This window comes from Sphingobium sp. TomTYG65, assembly GCF_055395525.1.
Map to the genome: position 1 here is coordinate 1,585,926 of NZ_AP027330.1, position 19,601 is coordinate 1,605,526.

The 19,601-nt window shown below is 58.7% G+C and carries 19 protein-coding genes and 1 pseudogene; 6 read left to right on the forward strand and 14 right to left on the reverse strand.

Annotated elements, in window-relative coordinates; translation table 11 throughout:
• Positions 1 to 30 precede the first annotated feature (30 nt).
• Positions 31 to 754: pseudogene (locus ACZ5Y5_RS07755) on the reverse strand (IS5 family transposase).
• Between the two features lie 273 nt (positions 755 to 1,027).
• On the reverse strand, positions 1,028 to 1,534 hold the full coding sequence (locus tag ACZ5Y5_RS07760; protein ID WP_464808079.1) for a BLUF domain-containing protein: 507 nt from the start codon (positions 1,532 to 1,534) through the stop codon (positions 1,028 to 1,030).
• Positions 1,535 to 1,690: 156 nt separating this feature from the next.
• Between ACZ5Y5_RS07760 and ACZ5Y5_RS07765 the strand changes: the two genes are divergently transcribed.
• Together ACZ5Y5_RS07765 and ACZ5Y5_RS07770 are read left to right on the forward strand one after the other, a co-directional pair.
• The gene (locus ACZ5Y5_RS07765) at positions 1,691 to 2,260 is read left to right on the forward strand and encodes a PilZ domain-containing protein (RefSeq protein WP_464808080.1); all 570 of its coding nucleotides are present in this window, start codon (positions 1,691 to 1,693) and stop codon (positions 2,258 to 2,260) included.
• Positions 2,261 to 2,328: 68 nt separating this feature from the next.
• A complete protein-coding gene (locus ACZ5Y5_RS07770; protein ID WP_464808081.1) occupies positions 2,329 to 2,949 on the forward strand; it encodes a response regulator transcription factor in 621 nt (206 codons plus the stop codon).
• Between the two features lie 165 nt (positions 2,950 to 3,114).
• On the opposite strand, the gene ACZ5Y5_RS07775 is transcribed toward ACZ5Y5_RS07770, so the two are convergent.
• From ACZ5Y5_RS07775 to ACZ5Y5_RS07785, 3 genes are read right to left on the reverse strand one after another with little or no spacing between them, the layout of a single operon-like run.
• Positions 3,115 to 4,536 carry a hypothetical protein gene (locus ACZ5Y5_RS07775; protein ID WP_464808082.1) on the reverse strand — a complete coding sequence of 474 codons (1,422 nt, stop codon included), beginning with the start codon at positions 4,534 to 4,536 and terminating at the stop codon, positions 3,115 to 3,117.
• A 1-nt stretch (position 4,537) separates the two neighbouring features.
• Positions 4,538 to 5,020, reverse strand: coding sequence for a three component ABC system middle component (locus ACZ5Y5_RS07780; RefSeq protein WP_464808083.1), 483 nt, complete (start codon positions 5,018 to 5,020; stop codon positions 4,538 to 4,540).
• Entirely contained in the window at positions 5,017 to 6,051 is a 1,035-nt protein-coding gene (locus ACZ5Y5_RS07785; protein WP_464808084.1) for an ABC-three component system protein, read from the reverse strand. The genes ACZ5Y5_RS07780 and ACZ5Y5_RS07785 overlap by 4 nt, the downstream gene beginning before the upstream one ends.
• A 382-nt stretch (positions 6,052 to 6,433) precedes the next feature.
• Here ACZ5Y5_RS07785 and ACZ5Y5_RS07790 point away from each other — a divergent pair, with 382 nt between their 5' ends.
• Both ACZ5Y5_RS07790 and ACZ5Y5_RS07795 read left to right on the forward strand, forming a co-directional pair.
• On the forward strand, positions 6,434 to 7,651 hold the full coding sequence (locus ACZ5Y5_RS07790; RefSeq protein ID WP_464808085.1) for an RES family NAD+ phosphorylase: 1,218 nt from the start codon (positions 6,434 to 6,436) through the stop codon (positions 7,649 to 7,651).
• Between the two features lie 287 nt (positions 7,652 to 7,938).
• Positions 7,939 to 8,622 carry a hypothetical protein gene (locus ACZ5Y5_RS07795; RefSeq protein ID WP_464808086.1) on the forward strand — a complete coding sequence of 228 codons (684 nt, stop codon included), beginning with the start codon at positions 7,939 to 7,941 and terminating at the stop codon, positions 8,620 to 8,622.
• A gap of 182 nt (positions 8,623 to 8,804) precedes the next feature.
• Here the strand turns inward: ACZ5Y5_RS07795 and ACZ5Y5_RS07800 are convergent, their stop codons facing one another.
• From ACZ5Y5_RS07800 to ACZ5Y5_RS07815, 4 genes are all read right to left on the reverse strand, one after another.
• Positions 8,805 to 9,107 (reverse strand): HigA family addiction module antitoxin, encoded by a 303-nt coding sequence (locus ACZ5Y5_RS07800; RefSeq protein WP_165418773.1) that lies wholly within the window; start codon positions 9,105 to 9,107, stop codon positions 8,805 to 8,807.
• Positions 9,097 to 9,387: a type II toxin-antitoxin system RelE/ParE family toxin gene (locus tag ACZ5Y5_RS07805; protein WP_464808087.1), complete on the reverse strand. Its 291-nt coding sequence runs from the start codon at positions 9,385 to 9,387 to the stop codon at positions 9,097 to 9,099. Before ACZ5Y5_RS07805 ends, ACZ5Y5_RS07800 begins: the two co-directional genes overlap by 11 nt.
• Positions 9,388 to 9,500: 113 nt before the next feature.
• On the reverse strand, positions 9,501 to 10,142 hold the full coding sequence (locus ACZ5Y5_RS07810; protein WP_464808088.1) for an autoinducer binding domain-containing protein: 642 nt from the start codon (positions 10,140 to 10,142) through the stop codon (positions 9,501 to 9,503).
• Between the two features lie 555 nt (positions 10,143 to 10,697).
• Positions 10,698 to 11,330, reverse strand: a complete 633-nt coding sequence (locus ACZ5Y5_RS07815) for a flavin reductase family protein (protein WP_464808089.1) — start codon at positions 11,328 to 11,330, stop codon at positions 10,698 to 10,700.
• A 298-nt stretch (positions 11,331 to 11,628) separates the two neighbouring features.
• Here ACZ5Y5_RS07815 and ACZ5Y5_RS07820 point away from each other — a divergent pair, with 298 nt between their 5' ends.
• Positions 11,629 to 15,366 carry a beta strand repeat-containing protein gene (locus tag ACZ5Y5_RS07820; protein WP_464808090.1) on the forward strand — a complete coding sequence of 1,246 codons (3,738 nt, stop codon included), beginning with the start codon at positions 11,629 to 11,631 and terminating at the stop codon, positions 15,364 to 15,366.
• Between the two features lie 9 nt (positions 15,367 to 15,375).
• Here ACZ5Y5_RS07820 and ACZ5Y5_RS07825 read toward each other — a convergent pair whose 3' ends face one another.
• On the reverse strand, positions 15,376 to 16,302 hold the full coding sequence (locus ACZ5Y5_RS07825; protein ID WP_464808091.1) for an NAD(P)/FAD-dependent oxidoreductase: 927 nt from the start codon (positions 16,300 to 16,302) through the stop codon (positions 15,376 to 15,378).
• Positions 16,303 to 16,529: 227 nt separating this feature from the next.
• Between ACZ5Y5_RS07825 and ACZ5Y5_RS07830 the strand changes: the two genes are divergently transcribed.
• On the forward strand, positions 16,530 to 17,384 hold the full coding sequence (locus ACZ5Y5_RS07830; protein ID WP_464808092.1) for a glucose 1-dehydrogenase: 855 nt from the start codon (positions 16,530 to 16,532) through the stop codon (positions 17,382 to 17,384).
• 254 nt (positions 17,385 to 17,638) lie between these two features.
• Here the strand turns inward: ACZ5Y5_RS07830 and ACZ5Y5_RS07835 are convergent, their stop codons facing one another.
• The 4 genes from ACZ5Y5_RS07835 to ACZ5Y5_RS07850 form a co-directional block, all read right to left on the reverse strand.
• Positions 17,639 to 18,187 carry a hypothetical protein gene (locus tag ACZ5Y5_RS07835; RefSeq protein WP_066529267.1) on the reverse strand — a complete coding sequence of 183 codons (549 nt, stop codon included), beginning with the start codon at positions 18,185 to 18,187 and terminating at the stop codon, positions 17,639 to 17,641.
• A gap of 342 nt (positions 18,188 to 18,529) precedes the next feature.
• A complete protein-coding gene (locus tag ACZ5Y5_RS07840; protein WP_464808093.1) occupies positions 18,530 to 18,889 on the reverse strand; it encodes a winged helix-turn-helix domain-containing protein in 360 nt (119 codons plus the stop codon).
• Positions 18,890 to 18,929: 40 nt separating this feature from the next.
• Positions 18,930 to 19,178 carry a hypothetical protein gene (locus tag ACZ5Y5_RS07845; protein ID WP_464808094.1) on the reverse strand — a complete coding sequence of 83 codons (249 nt, stop codon included), beginning with the start codon at positions 19,176 to 19,178 and terminating at the stop codon, positions 18,930 to 18,932.
• Positions 19,179 to 19,272: 94 nt separating this feature from the next.
• Positions 19,273 to 19,503 carry a hypothetical protein gene (locus tag ACZ5Y5_RS07850; protein ID WP_464808095.1) on the reverse strand — a complete coding sequence of 77 codons (231 nt, stop codon included), beginning with the start codon at positions 19,501 to 19,503 and terminating at the stop codon, positions 19,273 to 19,275.
• Positions 19,504 to 19,601 lie beyond the last annotated feature (98 nt).

Below are 19,601 nucleotides of genomic sequence, written 5' to 3' on the forward strand. Positions count from 1 at the left end.
GAATTGTGTGTTATGGTCATGACGCGTTGATCAGAGCCAGAAGATGACAGTGGCAGCGAGAGCGATGGCGGAAAAGAAGGCCGTTGGGCAGCGGTCGTAGCGGGTTGCGAACCGGCGCCAGTCCTTCACGCGGCCGAACATGATCTCGATCCGGACGCGGCGCCTGTAGCGGCGTTTGTCGTATTTGATGGGCTCGTTGCGGCCCGGGATGCAGGGCTTGATGCCCTTTTCCTCCAGCCCGTCCTTGAACCAGTCGGCATCATAGCCCCGATCGGCGAGTAACCACTGCGCCTTGGGCAACTCGTCCAGCAGGGCCGCCGCGCCGATATAGTCGCTGACCAGCAGTCATGAAGAAGTTCGAGGGACGGCCGTTCGCATCAGTAACGGCGAGGAACTTGGTGTTCATGCCGCCTTGGTGCAGCCAATCAGGGGGCCGAGATCCCCTTCTTACCGCAAGGCTTGATGCCGTGCGGTGCGCCTTCAGATAGGTCTCGTCGATCATCACCATCTTGCGATCGGCGCTAACAGAGTACAGCCCTTCAAGCATCCGGGCAAAGATGCCCGCCGCGCCCCACCGCTTCCAGCGATCGTAGAGCGTCTTGGGCGGGCCGTAATCCTTCGGCGCATCCCGCCAGCGCAGTCCGTTGCAGTTAACGAAAATGATCCCGCTCAACACACGCCGATCATCCACCCGGGGCCTCCCGCAGCTCCTCGGGAAATACCGCTCCAACCGCGCCGTCTGCTCATTCGTCAGCCATTACAAATCACTCAGATCCAGCCTTCTCAAGGAGCCTGAACCACATCGCGCCGATCACATTAATCGGTCCTGACCCTAATACTTCAGCAGGGCCCATCGACCCATTCCGGCCGCTCAAGAGCCAGAAACACGTATTCAACTGCTGACCGTCAGCTGTTAATCGACGTGAGGTTTTAGGCTGACAGCCGGCACAGCCTGGGGTCCGGGGATCAAGCGCCCTCCTGTGGTCCGTTCCGGCTTCCTAGTCTGGTCCGCCATTAGATTGCTGGTTCAGCCATGTCCTTCGACCGCGAAGCCGGCAAGCATATCAGCCAGAGGTTCAACCTTGTCGATATTGCCCTGAAGTGCATCGTTGAGCGCATCTTCCACCTTATTAGCAATGAAGCGCGAGGGCCCGGCATAAGCGAGAGACCAGGTTAAAAACCGCCGTACGTCGTAAGGTCCCGATGCAATCGTTCGAACATCCTCATGTCGAGCGTCTCGAATGATGCTTTGCTTGAGCTCGGCTATGGCGGCGGGCGTGCCTTCAAGATATTGCGCGAAGTGGCGCCCAGTGAACAGAAGCGCGCCCGTTACCGCTAGCAGCCGGTTTCGCGGTCTTGAGACGTCGACGATATCTCGCACCTGTTCATCAACCTGCACGGCACCCAAGCGGCTCGTGCTGATATAAAACCATCGCTCAAACATGTGAACGCTATAGAACGTTCGTACAAAAGGAGTAAAGACGAGGCGCACGGTGGGGACCGTTCTGCGCGCCTCGCCTTTACCGGCAGCCATTCCTTCGGGGGAGGAAATGACCGATCGAAGAACTCCCTATTACGGATTCTTGGTTAACAGGCGCCCAGCACGACTGTCGTAAAAATGCGACACCGGGATGTTCCTGTTGCTTAGGCTCGCAGCGCTAGCGCCCCTCGCGAAATTCGGAGGATCGCAATGCTCGAACAGAAAATCGAGGTTTTCAGCACAACTGAGGGTGGCGCAGACCTGCGCCGTCACCCTCGGCGGACGGTGTTCAAATCGGCGTTGCTCTACCCCGTCATCAAAGAAGCCAGCTTGTCGATCACGAATATCTCCAGCCAAGGCCTCAGCGGCCGGAGCGCGTTGTCATTGGGCTTACGCGATCAGGTGCACATCAGCTTCAATGCGACGGATTTTCTCACCGCGGAAGTCCGCTGGACCAACGGCGACCAGTGCGGCTTGCTGATGGAAGAGCCGCTGCTTTGGCTTGGCGGGCATGAGACCTTCATGAACCAACTCGCTCCTGATGACCCACCCAGGGAGACCCGCATTTCAGTGGACATGCCCGCTACGATTGTTACTTCAGCGCCCGTCATGGTTGGCACGATCCGCAATCTGTCCCTCGAGGGCATGATGATTGAGACCGCGGGCCTGAGAGAAGGCACGCGGCTCCTGGTGAAAAGCCGTGGACGAGGCGTGCGAATGGGCCGCGTGCAATGGTCGAGCGCCGGGATGGTGGGTGTATTTTTCGAAAGCGGAATCTAGTAAAGTAGGTGACAACCATTTCTACAATGACGTGACGCGGCTAAGGAGAGGAGTAAGAGTCGTTCGCGATGGGCGCTAAATGTCCCGTATATATCGTCCTCAAAGACTCCCGCATCCGCCGACACCTGGTGGAGACTCTTCGTGCAGAGCAATATCATCCGACGCCATTTGCATCCGGTAGCGACTTTCTCGAAGCTCTCAATCACCTTCCCGCAGGTGTAGCACTCTTAGACTTGCATCTCCCGGACAATTGGGTGGATGTGCTGACGCAACTGCTATGGACCCGGAAGGATATTCCGGTGGTGATTACGGCGGAAAACGCTAATATCCAGACAGTAGTTCAGGTCATAAAGGTAGGCGCTGACGATTTCCTTGAACAGCCTTTTTCAAGGAAAATGCTGCTGGAAGTAATCGATCAAGCGTCCGATCTTCTAGCGTCGAGAGAAGATCTCCAGAGACAGAGAGATCGCGCCAACTCTCTGCTGAAGAAACTTACAGCGCGAGAGATACAGGTGCTAAGGTCAATCCAATCCAACAAGAGCAATGAAGCCGCGGCGAACGAACTGCATCTTAGCGTCAGAACGATCGAGACATACCGCTTACGCATCATGAGAAAATGCGGCGTCACGAAATTTTCGGATGCAATTTCAGTCGTGGCGACCGCTTTGGATGGCCGCAGCAAGCTTTGAGCGATATCGCCCCTACTTTCGTCACCATCCATGTGCAGCACAATGGGGAACGTCTGCCCCGAACTTGCTAGCCGACATCATAGCGAAGGCATCAACGTCAGATCAAAAGCCGAAAGGCTCGCGGAGTTGATCGTCTCATACTCTTCTTGTTATGGAGTAGTCCCCCTAAGGGCCGAAGAGGATGGGTTTGGTAAAGCGCGTCGACGAAAGAACTGAGTTCATCCGCTCCATCCGGCTATCCCCCATCGCGTCGATCATCACCGACGCCAAGGGCGTTGATAACCCAATCATCGCTGCCAATATGCGGCCTTGGACCCGCGCGCGCTTCGCTTGTAGATTTCTTATCTCGCGAAGCTGTTCCGCCTGCGCAAGGATATTGTTGATCTGTGCCTGGCTGGTTGATATCTGTTCACGCAGTTCCGCTTGGCGTCTTTCCAAACGCGAGATATGCCCCTGAAGGCGGGGTCCATGGACTTGTAGTTCAGCTATCCGATCTGAAACGTTCGAAATCTCGTCGCTAAGGAGCTCGAGCAAGCCTTGGCTAGCTTCGTCCTCCTTATGGCAGAGAGGACAAACTACAGCTTCCCCATCGTTCTCCGGCAGGAGCGAAAGCCGAGCGCGCTGTTCCAGGAGCTCCTTGCCATACTCCTTGCGGCTGATGGACAGACTCAGCGCGTCTTCAATGCGCTTTCCGATAGCGAAATATTCGTCCCTTAAACTGTCTCTGACATCCTCCAGCTTTTCCAGCTCGTCATCGGTATCCAAGAACTCGGGATCCTCAACGGTCATGGAGAGAACATCCGCAAGCAATTCGAAAACGGTGTCGGACGAAACTGGGCGCTGTTCTGGGCCGATGAGTCGGACTTGGCGAGCCTCCGAGAGGAATCCTTGTGCGCGGTCGATCGAAGCCTCTTGCCAGCTTATGGCGACCGTCAACTGTTTCTCGAGCTGCTTGAGCCGCCTCTTCAAATTCGCTAAACGGTTCTGGTTCAGCAATTCGTCCCGATCAACTGCGCCGAGGAAGTACGGAAGCGTGTCCCGAATGGCTAGTTCCACAAAGGACTCATTTTGAGAGTAGAATAGCTGATTCTTGTTATCGATTAGGCTCTGGTCCTGAAAACTGTAAATGATGGCATGACGGAAATTCGCTTCCAGTGGATCACGTGTCTGCCCCTCAGCCGGGACATGCAGATTTTCGTCGATGCCAACAGCTGACGACAAGACTTTGCGCAGACCGTCCAAATTTGAATTGGCGTCCAATTCTTCATGCGTTTCTGGAGAAGCTTCGGGTTGGGTATCGAGGAATATTTCGAAGGATGTCTTCTTGCCCACATCAGGGTTTTTCCGCGCCACAAAGAGTTCGCCATTATCAAGTATCAGCCTAACGGCATACCAGGCGACCTTTTCTCGAATGATCCCGAGCGGGATGTGACAGTTTTTTGAACCGAGACAATAATCCAAAATATGGATGATCGCCGATTTGCCAGATTTTGACTCGCCAGTAATTATGTTCAATCCGCTCGAAGAAAAGGTAATCTGCCGTTTCTGGCCATCATGGCTATAAACGAGGATTTCGCTAATACGCATATCAAATGCCAATTCCGAGAATGCTGAGGACGGTTGGCTGATTACCCGAGACTGAAAGCCAACGCCCGATGAAGTGGCTCTTTTGCATTATCTCTCCTATCTCGTCAGATTTCTTCAATTCGTTTTGGGCTGCCTTAGGATTGAACTGCAACGATGCGCGCAGTCGAGCTTTGTCATCAAATTGTATGATGTCGAAATGTGCGCCAACTAAGATCGCACTTCTAACCGCTGGCTGAAGTTCGCGTGCATGATCGGGAAGGAAAGCGAGTACGGTCGAGTTCTTGTGTGCCCAGTCCGGAAGCTTCGAGGTGATCATTTTGGGCAAAACATCACGGGTGTCCTTGTGGAGCACCAGCGGTGGCAAGATGAATGACAGCGCGAATGGCAGGCCCTGATCCTTATGCTCGGCATAGCCGATCGCCGCATGGCCTATCACAGTAGCGAGAAACGCCGGGTTGAGGAGGCGGAGCGTTTCGGGGGTCATTTATTGGACCCGAATAGATCAGAAAATTCTGGATGCCATCCGACCACCCGCGCATCAGCTAAGGCGTGATAAGATCCGCTGGTGAGGTAGACGCTACGAGTCGATCTGATGGGAACTTCGCTGGTCTCAGCCCATCGTAGAACTGCCTTCCCCGCCGCCATCATTTCTTCCGGCGTCGGGGCGGACGAAAGCAAATCGCACTCGCCAGCGTGGTGAGCCTCCCATCGTTCCTTGAGCGTATCGTCGAAGCTTTCAAGCTCGGTGGGATCGATACGATGCTCCCGTACCCATTTCGATCTTTGTACCTTGGCTCTCAAGAACGCCTTTTGGGCGTTCCTCAGGCGCCGTTCGCTGTCGGTCACCGCCAGGATTTGCTTTATGAAGACGCTGTCTTCCATCAGATCTTCACAGTCCTGTTCGGGGACATCGAGTGGAAGCTCGCTCGGCTTGTAGCGTTCTTTAAGAAAACTCACTTGCGCTCCGAGCTCCTCGAGCTCGATTTGCGCGCCTCCATCCGCCACCCACCTGTCGAAGACACGCCCGATCCACCATCCCTCCAAGTCTTGCCGGAAGGAGGCGACTTGCCCTGCTTCACAAGCGTAGCGAATTTGGTATTCAATCTCACTTCCGATCACTTCTAGATTAGGGCTGCCGTCAACAAGGCGAATGCGCCGCACAAGTGACAGCCGTTCTCCATCGGAAGCGGCAAGAAATGCCGCTCTGTCTTTTTGAGTAGTGGTGCTAGAGGAACTCTGCGCAGTCCCTTCCAGCCCCTGGAGCGCCGCATTTACCGCTAAATCACTCGGCGTCGGCCGAAGGAAAATCAAGGGGTTGTCGTCGTCAACTTGGCCAGTGGTAATGAAGTGAAATTCGTGATGGTCATCGACGCCCAGACGCAAACGCGTCATCCAAATGGCCAAGGTTCTCCATATCGCCGGACTGAACTTCGAGATCTTTTTCCCGGGATCGACGCTGTGCTTCAACTGGCTGTCGATCGTGAGATTCTCGCCCTCGATCGATACGTCGTCCAACGATTCTATGGAAATGATTGATGTCGGGTGCTTCGGGAAGACTTCCAATGCCCTCAGCAGGCCATATCGGAGCTGGTAAAAGTAACCAGCCGCCGGCCCAACCGCAGAACTACCAGAATTTGCCCCTTCCCCCGTCATTCGCTGAGAAGAGGTTAAATGCTATTTCCTGTCAAGTAGATGCAACCAAAAGAGCTTTGTGCAAACCATCCTTGGAGATGCTAACTTTACGCTGGTTAGCTTCCCGTTCTAAAGACGGTATGCAATGCCCCTCTTTTGTCCCTACTGCTTCGATGATCGTGGCCTGCGAAAGCGGCTGGAGGAGATCCGTCCCCACTTCGATGAGGGCAATTGCTCCATTCACCCCCGTCGGAAAGGCCTGCCGATGGACGCCATCGCGGCAGTTGCGGACGAAGTTTTTCGAGCAAACTTCGACTACGGCGGCGTCGATTACTACGATGATCCCGATGACCCTGGTGCTCACGGACCGCAGCGCGGCGACTATCTGTCAGATGCCATCTACGGCCTGACTCAAACAGTCGATGACAGCGTTCTCAACGCCTTGGTTGAGCAGTTGATCGAAGACGATTTTTACCTGCCGCAGGACGGCGAAGAGCCATTCTATTTAGACGAAGACGACGTGAAATACGAACGCGTCGATGCTGGGGAAGGAGGCCATGGGCGCGCTTGGCATTCCTTCTGCCATACGGTCACGCATGAGCAGCGGTTTTTGAACCCTAAAGCCGCAGATCTTCTTGCGGATATTTTCAAATACATCCACCTGCAGCGAGACGTTTCAAAGCGCTGTCCTATATATCGCATCGACCCGAAAGACGGCCTGCACTTTCACCGGGCTCGAATCGTCACGGACGCCATTCGAGCCGAAATCCAAGATGACCCGGCGCGCCATCTCGGTCCTCCACCGCGACGGTTGGGCAAACCTAATCGGATGAACCCCTCCGGCATTCCGGCCTTATACGCATCGTTCGACATCGCGACATGCATTTCCGAGCTCAGGCCTTTGGTAGGCGCCGAGATCATATCAGCTGAGTTTGAGCTGATCCGGGACATTGTGGTGCTGGACACCACGCGCTTCGCTGCCCCTGTGAAGGAGTTGAACCTTTTCGCCAAAGACCACATCCGCCGTATCAGCCAATGGCGGTTCATGCAGCGGTTCATGAGCGAGATTGCTAAGCCGATTTCCCCCGACGACGAACACCTTGACTATGTTCCTACGCAGTTCGTCGCCGAGTACCTGAACAAGCTCCACGAGGTGCGGATCGGGAAGGATCGCCAGCACATCGATGCGATTATCTATCGGTCCGCCCAGCGACCGGAGGGAAAAAACATAGTACTGTTGGGCGATGCAGCACAGGTAAAGGGCGTGTCGATGCAGAAGACTCCGACCTTCCCATCGTGGGCGCTTAGCCTCGGCGAGCCGGATGCGCTAAACAACCCCGGCGTCAGCTATGTCACTCGATCGCTGAAGGCGATGGTTGTGTCGGCGGCAGATTTCCCGGTTACGCAACAAATGCTTTATGAACGGCCGTCAAATCCAAAGCTTCAGCCCTCGTTGCGCGACCCGTTAGAGGATGCCTTCTGACAACCATCGACGCCGGCGGTACCGATCTTTTGACAGCAAACATGACGAACGAAGGCCAAAACCCTATTGGCTAGCGGACAACTGACCGGAATCGTGAAGAGCCATGCCGTGGATGTGAATGAAGGACCGCTTTCGACGATCGGCATCCGACACGTGACCGACCGCTATGTTCGCGAGCAAGACTGGGATATTGTCGTGTGCTCAAGTGACCAAGGTACCCGCGAACATATGCTCCCGCCGAAGAATGGAATGCCATGACGAGCCCAGCGCCCCATCCAGTTCCGTCCGTGCTCGACCGCTGGCGGCACCTTGCTGTGGCGCCCCAGAGCATCGCATTTCCGAATATGGAGTTGTTGGCCGGCGACTGGGAGCCTTCAATCGTGAAAGGCAGCGGCGAAATCCGCTTCAACTCTCCGGATAGCTTCGAATACACTCTGACGGGGGTATATGGCGATCTCTTGCTCCACATCGCCCGGGCCGGCGAATTCGAGGGCCACAAGATCATCAAGCTCTACGAGGAAGTCATCCAGGCTGCGCGCGGGTCGCGGTGGGTCTGGGCACTGACATTCGCGAGCAGCATCGAAGGGTTAATTCGGATGCTGTCGCCGCGGGGCAGCAAGCGTGCTGACGCCGATGATGCTGCGATCGGATCGATCACCGAGCATATCAAGAATTGGCGCGATCCCGAGAGGCCGAAAGAGACCGTAGATCGCCTGAAGAGCATCGCCGTGAATTCGATCCGATACGCCGCCAACACCACCCCCAAGCATGTGCTGACGCAATTGTGTCGTGCACGAGTTGTGACCCAGTTTCAGTTCGATGCCTGGGAGAAGATCCGGAATGACGTGATGCACGGAGAACTGGTGTCGCCCTACTCCAGCGCGCAAGATGACGCGCTCCTGCTGGCACTGGCCGCCCTGCTGCATGCGCTGACCCAGGAGGTCATCCGCCCGACCGTTGTGCTGTCCTAGGCTGTTGCCGGTCCTCGTCCTAGCTGGCTCGACCGGCTATTCGTGATGGTCGTTTGGAAACTAAGCTGTGAATCTCGTAAACCGCCATTCTTACTGTTTTCTGAGCTTCCCAAGCTGGCTGAATGAACGGCAGTTATCGGGGAAGCGGTTTGGTGGTCCGAAGGTCGGCTATGTCGGCGATGTCAGGCAGCTTTTGCGAGCTTCTCGACCTTTATGTCCTGCTCGTGCTCGCGGGCCTGGGCCAGCTCATAGGTTGTCTGCATCCGCAACAGAGTATCGGCCTTGATGCCGAAAGCCTTCTCAAACCGAATAGCCATATCAGCAGACAGGTTCGCATTGCCATTCAGCAAGGTGCTCAACGCCTGCCTCGATACGCCAAAATGCTCAGCCAAAGCTGTCACGCTGACCTGTGCAGGCTCCACGATTTCTGTCTTCAACCAGTCTCCCACGTGCACCGCGAGCGAAGGGTGCATCTTAAGCGCCATGATAATCCTCCAGATCCATATCGATTAGCGCGCCTTCATCATTCAAACCGAAGGTCATCCGCCAGTTTCTCGTAACTGTCATCGACCAGCTCCCCTTCCGATCGCCTGTCAGCTCATGCAGTCCGAAGTTCGGAGGCACTGACAGTTCTTCGAAGCTTTCCGCAGCGTCGATGAAGGCGAGCATCTTGCGCAGCCGTCCCACGTCTCCAACCAAGCCTTTAGCGTTGCCCGTCTCAAAGAAGCGGCGCAGGCCTTTGTGCCTGATGCTCTCGATTTCCATCGTTCGGGTGTAGCGCAGCGCCGCAAGATTGTCAAGTGTCGCGTGACACTTGTCTGATGGTGGTTTGACATAGGGCTACAATCGCTCTGGCCATTCCGGCCATCGGAGAACTATCATGGGACATTCAGACCTCGACCCTGCCCTACATGATCGGCGGCCTTGGAACGCAGGGAAAAATGTTGGACCGAAACGCCCGCTGAAGCCTCGCGATATCTGGGCGATCCGTTTCTATCTCGACGAACACAGCCTCCTGCCAGGAACCGCGCTTTCTCAAGCGCGATTTCTCCGACCAGCTGTGCGCTCCACAACATGTCTTCGGGAAGCGGCTTGCCGTTCAGAACTACGAAGGAGCAGGAGCCGCTCACCTCGCCAGGTATGTGGGCCGGCACCGTGAAGCCCTCGCCGATCCCGTGGGTGCTGCCCGCTGCAAGTATGTTGCGATCCCTGCTCGACAGCGCGATCATGCGACCTATGTGGGACCATCGAAAGCCGCGGTTTGTTCGATGGCTCATCCGCCGCACCGGATCGATCGGCCCAAGCTCCTCCTCCTGGTAGAGATCTGCCCAGTTTTCGGGGTAATTATGAATGAGGACAGGAATGGCGCCTGCCGTTCGGAGGTCTACATGATGGGCAAGAGCATAATAGTCGAAGCCCATCTCGACTGCGGCCTGCTCCAGTTCACATTGCAGCCGCGACTGATCGTCGGCGCCTAGAAGAGCGCCAGCGAAACTTTCCACAAGTCGCAATCGACCCATGGCTTGCACCGTTTCTCGATCGCAAGGGCGTTCGCAACCCGCGGAACTCGCGTATCGCCTTCCTTGTTGCGCGCCCGATGCCACCAGTCCAAAGCAGCTCGCAACGCAGTTGCAGCGCAAATATGACAGAATTTCATCGCCTAGCAATCATCTCAGAATGGTGCGGTGGGTGCCCACGCTGGTTTAAGCTGATGAGAGGCTAAGTGGTGCGGCGACTTGTCCTCTATGCCTCCACATCCATTCACACGCTTAGCGGGGACGACAATCAGCATGCCTCACGTGCCTGAGTTCGATAGGCGACAAACCTGGTGGTCCTCACCCGGCCATTCCGATCGGGTGCTCGAAGAACGCGGTCTGCTGAGGGTCAGTCCCCTCTAGGTGGGCCAGACTACCTCATTATTTGGTGATTACCCGGTGATTACCTTTGCGAAATAACGCCCCTGATGACAGCAATTTAGGGCTTAATTTTCAACTACATAGTTGAAAACGAGCACGAAGTCTGGTATTTCCGCTACCGCCGTAAGTAGATCGCACCACAGCTTGGAAGCGCGAATATCACTTGCTGCGCTCTGACAACCAATCCGCATAAGTCGGACGGCTGAGTTGGAATAAGTCGGTCGAACGAGTGTACCACCCCGCTCCGTGCATGCGGGCGACCAGTTGCATCGCCAGCGTATCGACGTGCAACCTTTCGCTGTCGATAAGCGCGTCGTCGATATGGAAGCACATCACTTCGCCCAGTATGATGGTACTCTGCCCCGCATCGATGCGCTGGTACAGGCGACATTCCATGGCGACCGGAGCGGACGCTATCCTTGGCGGGGCGACCCGTGTGGATGGCGTCGTTTGCAGCCCCTCATGGGCCAATTCGTCAAATTCCGGCGGCGCGTCGATGCAGGTGAAGTTCATGGCCGCCGCGTCGGGTTCCGACACCAGATTGACGACGAATTCCTCCATGTCGATGATATTCTGGGCGCTGTCCTTGTAACTGCCATCCGGACGCCGCATCAGCCCGATCGCGACGAGCGGCGGCTCCGCGCTCATCATGTTGAAAAAACTATAAGGAGCCGCGTTGCGCGCGCCCGTTTTCGACAGCGTGGTAAGCCAGGCGATGGGCCGTGGGGTGATGGCCGCGCTCATCAGCTTGTAGCGATCCGGACCTGTCATTTGCGAAAAGTCAAAGTCCATCGCCCTATTCCGCTCCTTCGCGCTTCACAGCCCGTTGTCGGGCAACATTGACCGACAGGCTGAAGACGTCCGGTCGCGCATAGCGTTCTGCAGCGAAGTTGCCCTGCAGATATGAAAAATATCCGGCCTTCATATCCTCATCTAATCCTTCTTAGAAATCCTCATCCAAATGCCCACTCGACGCCTTGGCGCATCGGGATAACAAAATCGCGCGACGCAATTGGTTCGGTGCGGAGACAAATGCAGGAGGCGGGCTCCTGTATCGCGAGGGCGGCTTTTCTGAAGCGGAGGGGGATCCATGGCGAACTTTTTCAATGTCACGGGAAGTTCGACCGTCACCGGGACAACGGAAAAGGATCAGTTCTTCGCTTTCACCCGGCTCGTGAACCTGGACTATGTTCGCCCCGATGCGGTACTTGCCCAGTTGAGCTGGGATACGGCGATCCTGACCGGCAGCGGGACTCCTTACCGCCTGATTGCTTCCAACATTCAGATCTCGACCGATCTTTTTCTTGGCGGCACCGGCACTGACGTCATCTATGGGTCCAATCTGTCCGACGCCATTTTCTACAATAATGGCGCGATCTCCGGCGGTTTTGGAGGCTTCGACAATATCGAGCAATTCTGGCTGGCCGACGGCGACGATGTGATCGATCTCAGCGCCCATGGCGTTGGCGGCATCGACTACACGAAGGACGTTCTGGTCCAGGCCGGACAAGGTAACGACGTCATCATCGGTGGCGCAGGCAAGGACAATCTTCAGGGCGACGCTGGCGACGACATCATCTTCGGCTGGCGCGGCAGCGACACCATTTCGGGCGGCCTGGGCAATGACCTGCTCTATGGCGATGACCTGGGCTTCAACAATATCGCGGGCGACGACATCATGGATGGCGGCGCGGGCAACGACATTCTCTATGGCGGCCGCGGCAGCGACAAGATGACGGGCGGCGACGACAATGACATCCTCTATGGCCAGGCTGGCGGCGACAGCATGTCGGGCGGCTCTGGCGATGACGTCCTTTATGGCGACGATGCAAATACCAGCAGCAATGATACCCTGAATGGCGACTCCGGCAACGATATGCTTTTCGGTGGCGCGGGCGATGACGAACTATATGGCGGAACGGGTGACGACCTGCTCGATGGCGGGATCGGCAACGACTATATGCACGGCGGCGCGGGCAATGACCGCATCATCGCAGGCGCGGGCAACGATCTTATCGACGGCAGCGCCGATATCGACACCTTGGTCTTCACGGGCAATCGCGCCGACTATCTGATCGCTCTGCAGGCCGATGGCAGCTACCTCGCCACCGATCAGCGGCCGGGTTCCCCCGAAGGCGTCAAGACTGTCCGCAATGTCGAATTCTTCCAGTTCGCCGACATGACCGTGCCCTCGGGCGGCCTGAACTACGCGCCCACCATCACATCGAACGGCGGCAATGCGAGCGCGGCCATCACGATCGACGAAAACGGCACATCCGTCACCACCGTGACCGCGACCGATCCCGACGCGGGCCAGACGATCAGCTTCTCGATCACCGGAGGCGCCGACGCGGCCCTGTTTCAGATCGACGCCGTGACCGGCGCCCTGCGCTTCATCACCGCGCCCAATTTCGAAAATCCGATCGATGCCAATGCCGACAATATCTACGATATCGTCGTCTCCGCCAGCGACGGCAGTGGCGGCGTGGATCAGCAGGCGATCGCTATCACCGTGCGCGATGTTGCAGACGGCTTTGCGCCCGTCATCGGATCAAATGGCGGCGGCCCCAGCGCGGCCCTTACGATCAATGAAAATGCGACGGCAGTGACCACCGTCGCCGCCACCGACGCAGACGGCCCCTCCATCACCTACGCGATCGTCGGCGGCGCAGATGCCGCCCTGTTCACCATCGATCCCGCCACCGGCAAACTGACCTTCGGAACAGCGCCCGATTACGAAACCCCGGCCGATGCCGACCACAATAATGTCTATGACGTCATCGTTCAGGCCAGCGACGGCTCCAACGCGGACCGGCAGACGCTGTCGATCACCATCGCCAATCTCAACGACAATGCCCCTGTTTTGACCTCCTTCGGCGGAGCGGCGGCAGCAGCGATAAGCCTCGCGGAAAACAGCATCGCCGCCGGGATCATCACCGCTACGGATGCAGATGGCTCCGCGCTGACCTACACCATCGCCGGGGGCGCCGACGCGGCGCGCTTCACGATAGACGCCGCCACGGGCGCGCTGTCCTTCATCACCCCTCCCGATTATGAAGCCCCTGGCGACAGCAACGCCGACCGCATCTACAATGTAACCGTCCAGGCAAGCGACGGCACGAACGCCGTCACGCAGGCGCTGGCGATCAGCATCACCAACCTCAACGACAATGCGCCCGTCATCACCTCCAATGGCGGCGGCGCATCCGCCAGCATCAGCATCGCCGAAAATCAGAGCGCGGTGACCATTGTGACGGCCACCGACGCGGACGGTCCTGCGCCCAGCTTCACGATCACTGGCGGGGCCGATGCGGCATTGTTCACCATCAATCCCCAGACCGGCGCCCTCAGCTTCGTCAGCGCGCCCGACTTCGAAAACCGCCTCGATGCCGACCGCGACGGCGTCTATCAGCTGGTGGTCGCTGCAACAGACGGCACGAATATCGATGAGCAGCTTCTGTCGATCACCGTCACCGACATCAATGAAGTTGGCAAGACGATCACCGGGTCATCGGGCAACAACGTCATCAATCCCACCACGACGGTGGTGGGTTATCAGACGACAGCGCTCAACGACACCATCTACGGCCTGGCCGGAAACGACGTCATCGATGGTGGTGCGGGGGCCGACTATATGGACGGCGGCACCGGCAACGACACCTTCTATGTCGATACCTATTCGGACGACGGCTTCGACGGCAATGACGATCGGGTCATCGAAGCGGCGGGCGGCGGGCTCGATCTGGTCTATGCCTCGGTCAGCTACCGCCTGGCGGCAGAGGTCGAAAAGCTGACGCTGACCGGCGCGGCATCCATCAACGGCATCGGCAACGACCTTGCCAACACCATCACCGGCAACGACGCGGCCAATAGCCTGGAGGGTGGCCTGGGGGCGGATACGCTGCAGGGAATGGGCGGTGCGGACCGGCTGGACGGCGGCGGCGACAATGACTCCCTCTACGGCGGCGATGGCGGGGACACGCTGATCGGCGGACAGGGCGATGACCTGCTCGACGGCGGGACCGGCGTGGACTTGATGACGGGCGGCGCTGGCAACGACATCTATGTCGTCGACAGCTGGTCCGACGATGGCAATGCGGCCAATGACGATCAGGTGATCGAACTGGCTGGCGAAGGCACAGACCAGGTCAACGCCTCCGTCACCTATCGGCTAACCAGCGAGGTCGAAAAGCTCAACCTGACGGGCAGCGCTGCCATCGACGGCTATGGCAACGACCTTCCCAACACGATCACCGGCAATGGCGCGAACAACCTGTTGCGAGGCGGACTGGGCAATGACGCGCTGATCGGCAATGGCGGCGACGACTTCCTTTATGGGGAGGATGGCCTCGACAATCTCGACGGCGGAGCGGGCAACGACTTCCTCGATGGCGGCGCTGGAGCCGACACGCTGAACGGCAAGGCCGGCAATGACATATTGAAGGGCGGCGTCGGCAAGGACACGCTGACCGGCGGCACCGAAGCCGACACCTTCATATTCGAGCGGGGCGACACCACGCTGAACACGGCAAGCTATGACCGGATCACCGATTTCAAGATCGCTGAAGGAGACAGGATCGACTTCGATTTTTTGAACGGCTCGCTCCCCACGACAGACTATGCCGAACTCGCCATCGCGACCAATGTCTTCGCCGACGCTTTGTCCGCCGCCAACGCGACGGCGGGCGTCAATCATGTAACCTTCGTCGCCGGAACGACCGATGGATGGGTCTTCTATGACGCCAATGGCGACGGCGCGTTCGAACAGAGCATCTTGCTGGTCGGCGTGAACAGCCTTGCGGGCGTGGATTCCACCAGTTTCATCTGATCCCGCCGTTCACGTCCCGCGCCCCCGCAGCAGCGAGCGCGACTTTGCAAGATCATTTCTTATCGTCGTGGCGGCGACCCCGCCCTCGCCCATGGCGTGGCTGATTTGATCCAACCCCTTCGCCACATCTCCGGCGGCATACAGCCCCGCGACGGTCGTGCGCTGATGACTGTCCACGATCAGACAGCCCTCCTCCGATCCCTCCGCGCCCAGCATCATCGCCAGTTCCGACCGGATGACCGACCCCAGAGCGGGATAGACTGCGTCATATCCCATCACCCCGCCAGGAGTGGGCACAAGGATTTCGTCGTCATCGATACGCAGCGGCTCGCAGGGTCCATCCAGCATATCCACCCCCGCGTCCTCCAACTGCCTGCGCTCCTCTTCGGTCAGCGCATGCTCGCCATCAGGCGCGATCAGGCTGACTTCGGCAGTGAACATCCGCAGGAACAATGCCTCGTTCAATCCATGGGCCCGCGTGCCGATCACGCCGACGCGGCGATCGGTCACCTCATAGCCGTCGCATATGGGGCAGTAACGCAGCAGCCCGCGCGCAAGGGCGGCGTCATGAATTTCCGGAGCGATGGGAGGACGGTTGTTCACCACGCCCGTCGCCAGCAGGATGGTCCGCGCCCTCCACCGCTCCTCCCCCATATGGGCGATGAACAGGTCCCCATCCTTCTCCAGCTTCTCCACCAGTCCGTGCGTCACCGTGGCGCCAAACTCCGCCGCCTGCCCCCGCATCCGCTCAAGCAGCTCACGCCCGGAAATGCCGCCCGGATAGCCGGCATGATTGCGCGTGCAGGGGATCATCGCGGCGCGGCTATGCCCTGCATCGGCCATGGCGATCTTCAGGTGGAAACGCGCCAGGTAAATCGCAGCCGTAAGCCCCGCGGGACCAGCCCCGATGATCAGGCAATCCAGTGGCGCTGTCATGTGCGATCCTTCAACAGCCGGTCGTCAGTGCCGCAGCACTTGGCGTGTCGAGAAGTTCCCTCGCTGCTCATCCCCTTCCGGATGAGCAGTCCGCGAGCGTCAGACATGGTCCGAAACCACATCATCCTGCGGCGTCACGCTCAACTAAATCAGTCCGGTGCAGCCAGTTCCGATCCGGCTGAACCATCCCCTTCCCCATGTGTTGGCCGGGGAAAGGAGAATGCGCGATGCCCGACAATCATGAAGAGATGATCCATGAAGACGGCCTCCCCGGCCATGAAAGCCAGCTTGAACCCAAGCCCGAATGGGAACCCCGCTATCCCGGCTCCGGCCGCCTCGCGGGCAAGGTCGCTCTGGTTACCGGCGCGGACAGCGGCATCGGCCGCGCCGTTGCCGCTCTCTATGCACGCGAAGGGGCCGACGTCGCCATCCTGTACCTGTGCGAACATGACGACGCTAAAAAGACCGCCCAGATCGTCGAGGGCGAAGGGCAGCAGGCGCTCACCATAGCCGGTGACATCGGCGACAAGGCATTTTGCGAAGACGCCGTCAAACAGGTCATCGACCGCTTCGGCCGCCTCGACATTCTCGTCAACAATGCCGGGGAGCAGCATCCAGATCAGGACATCACCGACATCACCGAGGAACAATTGCGCCGGACGTTCCAGACCAACATTTTCGGCATGTTCTTCCTGACGCAAGCCGCCCGCCCGCACCTCAAAAAAGGCGCGGCGATCGTCAACTGCACCAGCGTCACCATGTATCAGGGGTCATCGGAACTGCTCGACTATAGCAGCACCAAGGGCGCCATCACCGCCTTCACCCGCAGCCTGTCGGAAAATCTGGTGAAGGACGGCATCCGCGTCAACGCCGTCGCCCCCGGCCCCATCTGGACGCCCCTCAACCCCAGCGGCGGCGCGAGCCCCGAAAAGCTCGAACATTTCGGCGAATCCGTCCCTATGGGCCGCCCCGGCCAACCCAACGAAGTCGCCCCCGCCTTCCTGTTCCTCGCCTGCGATGACTCAAGCTACATGTCGGGCCAAGTGTTGCACCCCAATGGCGGCACGATAGTGAATGGGTAGCGTCGGCGCTTCCAACCCTCTCGCCTTCGTCACCCCGGACTCTATCCGGGGTGACGCTTAACCCCCTCAAGCGGCGGATCTGGATATCCCTCATCGCCCAAGCAGGGCCTCTAGGCGCCATCTGCGTTCGTCCTGAGCCTGTCGAAGGACCCCGCGGCCACCCCAAAAACAACAAAGGCGCAGCAACCCTCCCGGCCGCCGCGCCCTCGTTCCACTTCGGATCGCCCCTCCCCCGGAGGAGCGCCCCACAAAGCTCAGTTGGCCTTGCTCATATCCACCTTCTCCACCCACTCAGGGTAGAAGGTAGGCTCCCGGTTCGACCACCCTACCGCAGTCGCCGCCGCCTCGCTGATCGACTGCAGCAACGCGCGCCGCTTTTCCGGATGAAGATGCGGCAGGCTCGCCGCCGCGCAGAAAGCGCCGGGCAGCCACGGCCGGGCCCCCGCCCCCAGCAGCCGCTCGTAAAGGAACCGATAGGAGGAAAAGCTGCAGAGCCTGTCCTGTCCCAAATCGAAGGCGGAAATTGTCACCAGCGGCGCCATGAACGGCTCCATCTGGTCGAGCCCGCTATCGTCAGGCACCCGCGCCTTGATCTCATCGAGCCGCCCGTAAATGCGGGCCTGCGCGCGGATGCTCGCTTCCTCCACCATGTCGCGCGACCACAGCTTCATGGCGTCGCGACGGTGGAGGCCGATGTCCAGCGATCGGCGGATGTAGCGCTGCGTGGCAGACGGGAAACTGGCGAATTCGCGCAATTCAGCCAGGGTGATTGCCCCGTCAGCCGGTCTTGCATTGGTGCCCATGCTCTTGCCCTCCGACTTCAAGTCGATCAGCAGAACATGCACCCATCATGGTTACTGAATGCTTAAGCGCCGGTTCCGCCGACATCCTTATGGAATCATGTTTCGTTGTGCGGTGCAACATGTAAATTTTGTGAATGCGCCGAATGGAATAGCACAACATATTCTGAAACGCGGTGGACCCGAGCTTGGTTCAAGCTTCCTTTGTCTGCGGTCGAAATCTTTCCAGAATGACGTCGAGACCTGAAAAGGAACCGCTCGGGCCGACCCTGTCGAAGCCCCTCCACGCCTTTTGGTCTGGAGTTCATCCACATTCGGTCTCAATCGCAATAATGAAGCGGAGCCCTACCCCTGCGCAGGCAAAGGCTCTCCCCTCACCTGCTCCGCCAGCGCGGGCCAGTGCGCCCGCCCCGCAGCCCTCGCGGTCGTCCTCTGCAGCCCGCGATATTCCGCCAGCACCTTCTGTCCCAATTCCGTCAGCACCGCGCCCTCGGTCGATGTCTGCACCAGCGGCCGCGCCCAGCATCGGTTCATCACGTCCACCAGCATCCAGCAGCGCCGATAGCTCATCTTCAACTTGCGCCCTGCCGCGGAGATGGACCCCTCGCTGGCGATCGCGTCCAGCAGGTCGGCCTTGCCGGGCCCCATGGCGATCTCGTCGCCGCAATAGATCTGGACTTTGATCTTCAGTGCCGGACCGCTCATGCGCCGCTTATGGCATGCGCGGGCGGCCCCGCCAACCGCGTCAGGGCCGTCGTTCGAGTACCGCGCCGATCATCTTGCGCCACACCGCGACGTCACCCGCCTGCGCCATCTGCTCATCGGGCTCGCGTAGCGTGTGCAGGATCGCATAGGCGTCATCCACATGGTTCTGCCAGCTTGCATCCACGGCGCCCGACGCATGCGGATCGCTGCCCTCGCCATTCAGGCTTAGCTGGCGCCCGGCCAGCACACGGGCAATGCGTTCGATCGCGGGGGTAGTGGAAGTCGGCATCAACAAGGCTCCTCTCGCCAGTCAGGCGAACCGCCCGGCCATCCGCCGATCCGGTCCGCCTGAAATCCCATCATATCATCAATATCAGCGCCGTCTATCGTTCCGCCTTCTCCTCTTCATCTTCTTCATGGAAGCCCGAAGAAGGCACCGGATCGCCATGATCGCCCGGAGCTGTCGCCGACGGCGGATCGGACGCGTCCATGCTGTCCATCAATCCTTCGTCCAGCTTTTCCTCTGTGGTCACGGCATGGTCCTGCGCGTCGGTGGGGCGCTCATCATGCGCCTCTTCGCGGCTGTTGGGCCGAATATCGGTCTTGTCGCTCATCGCTCTCTCCTCGGCGCAAGCCTCATGCGCGCCATGCAAGATCAACGGCCAGCGCCAATCGGCGGTTCCGCACGCGGCCGATCGAAGCCACCCCGCGC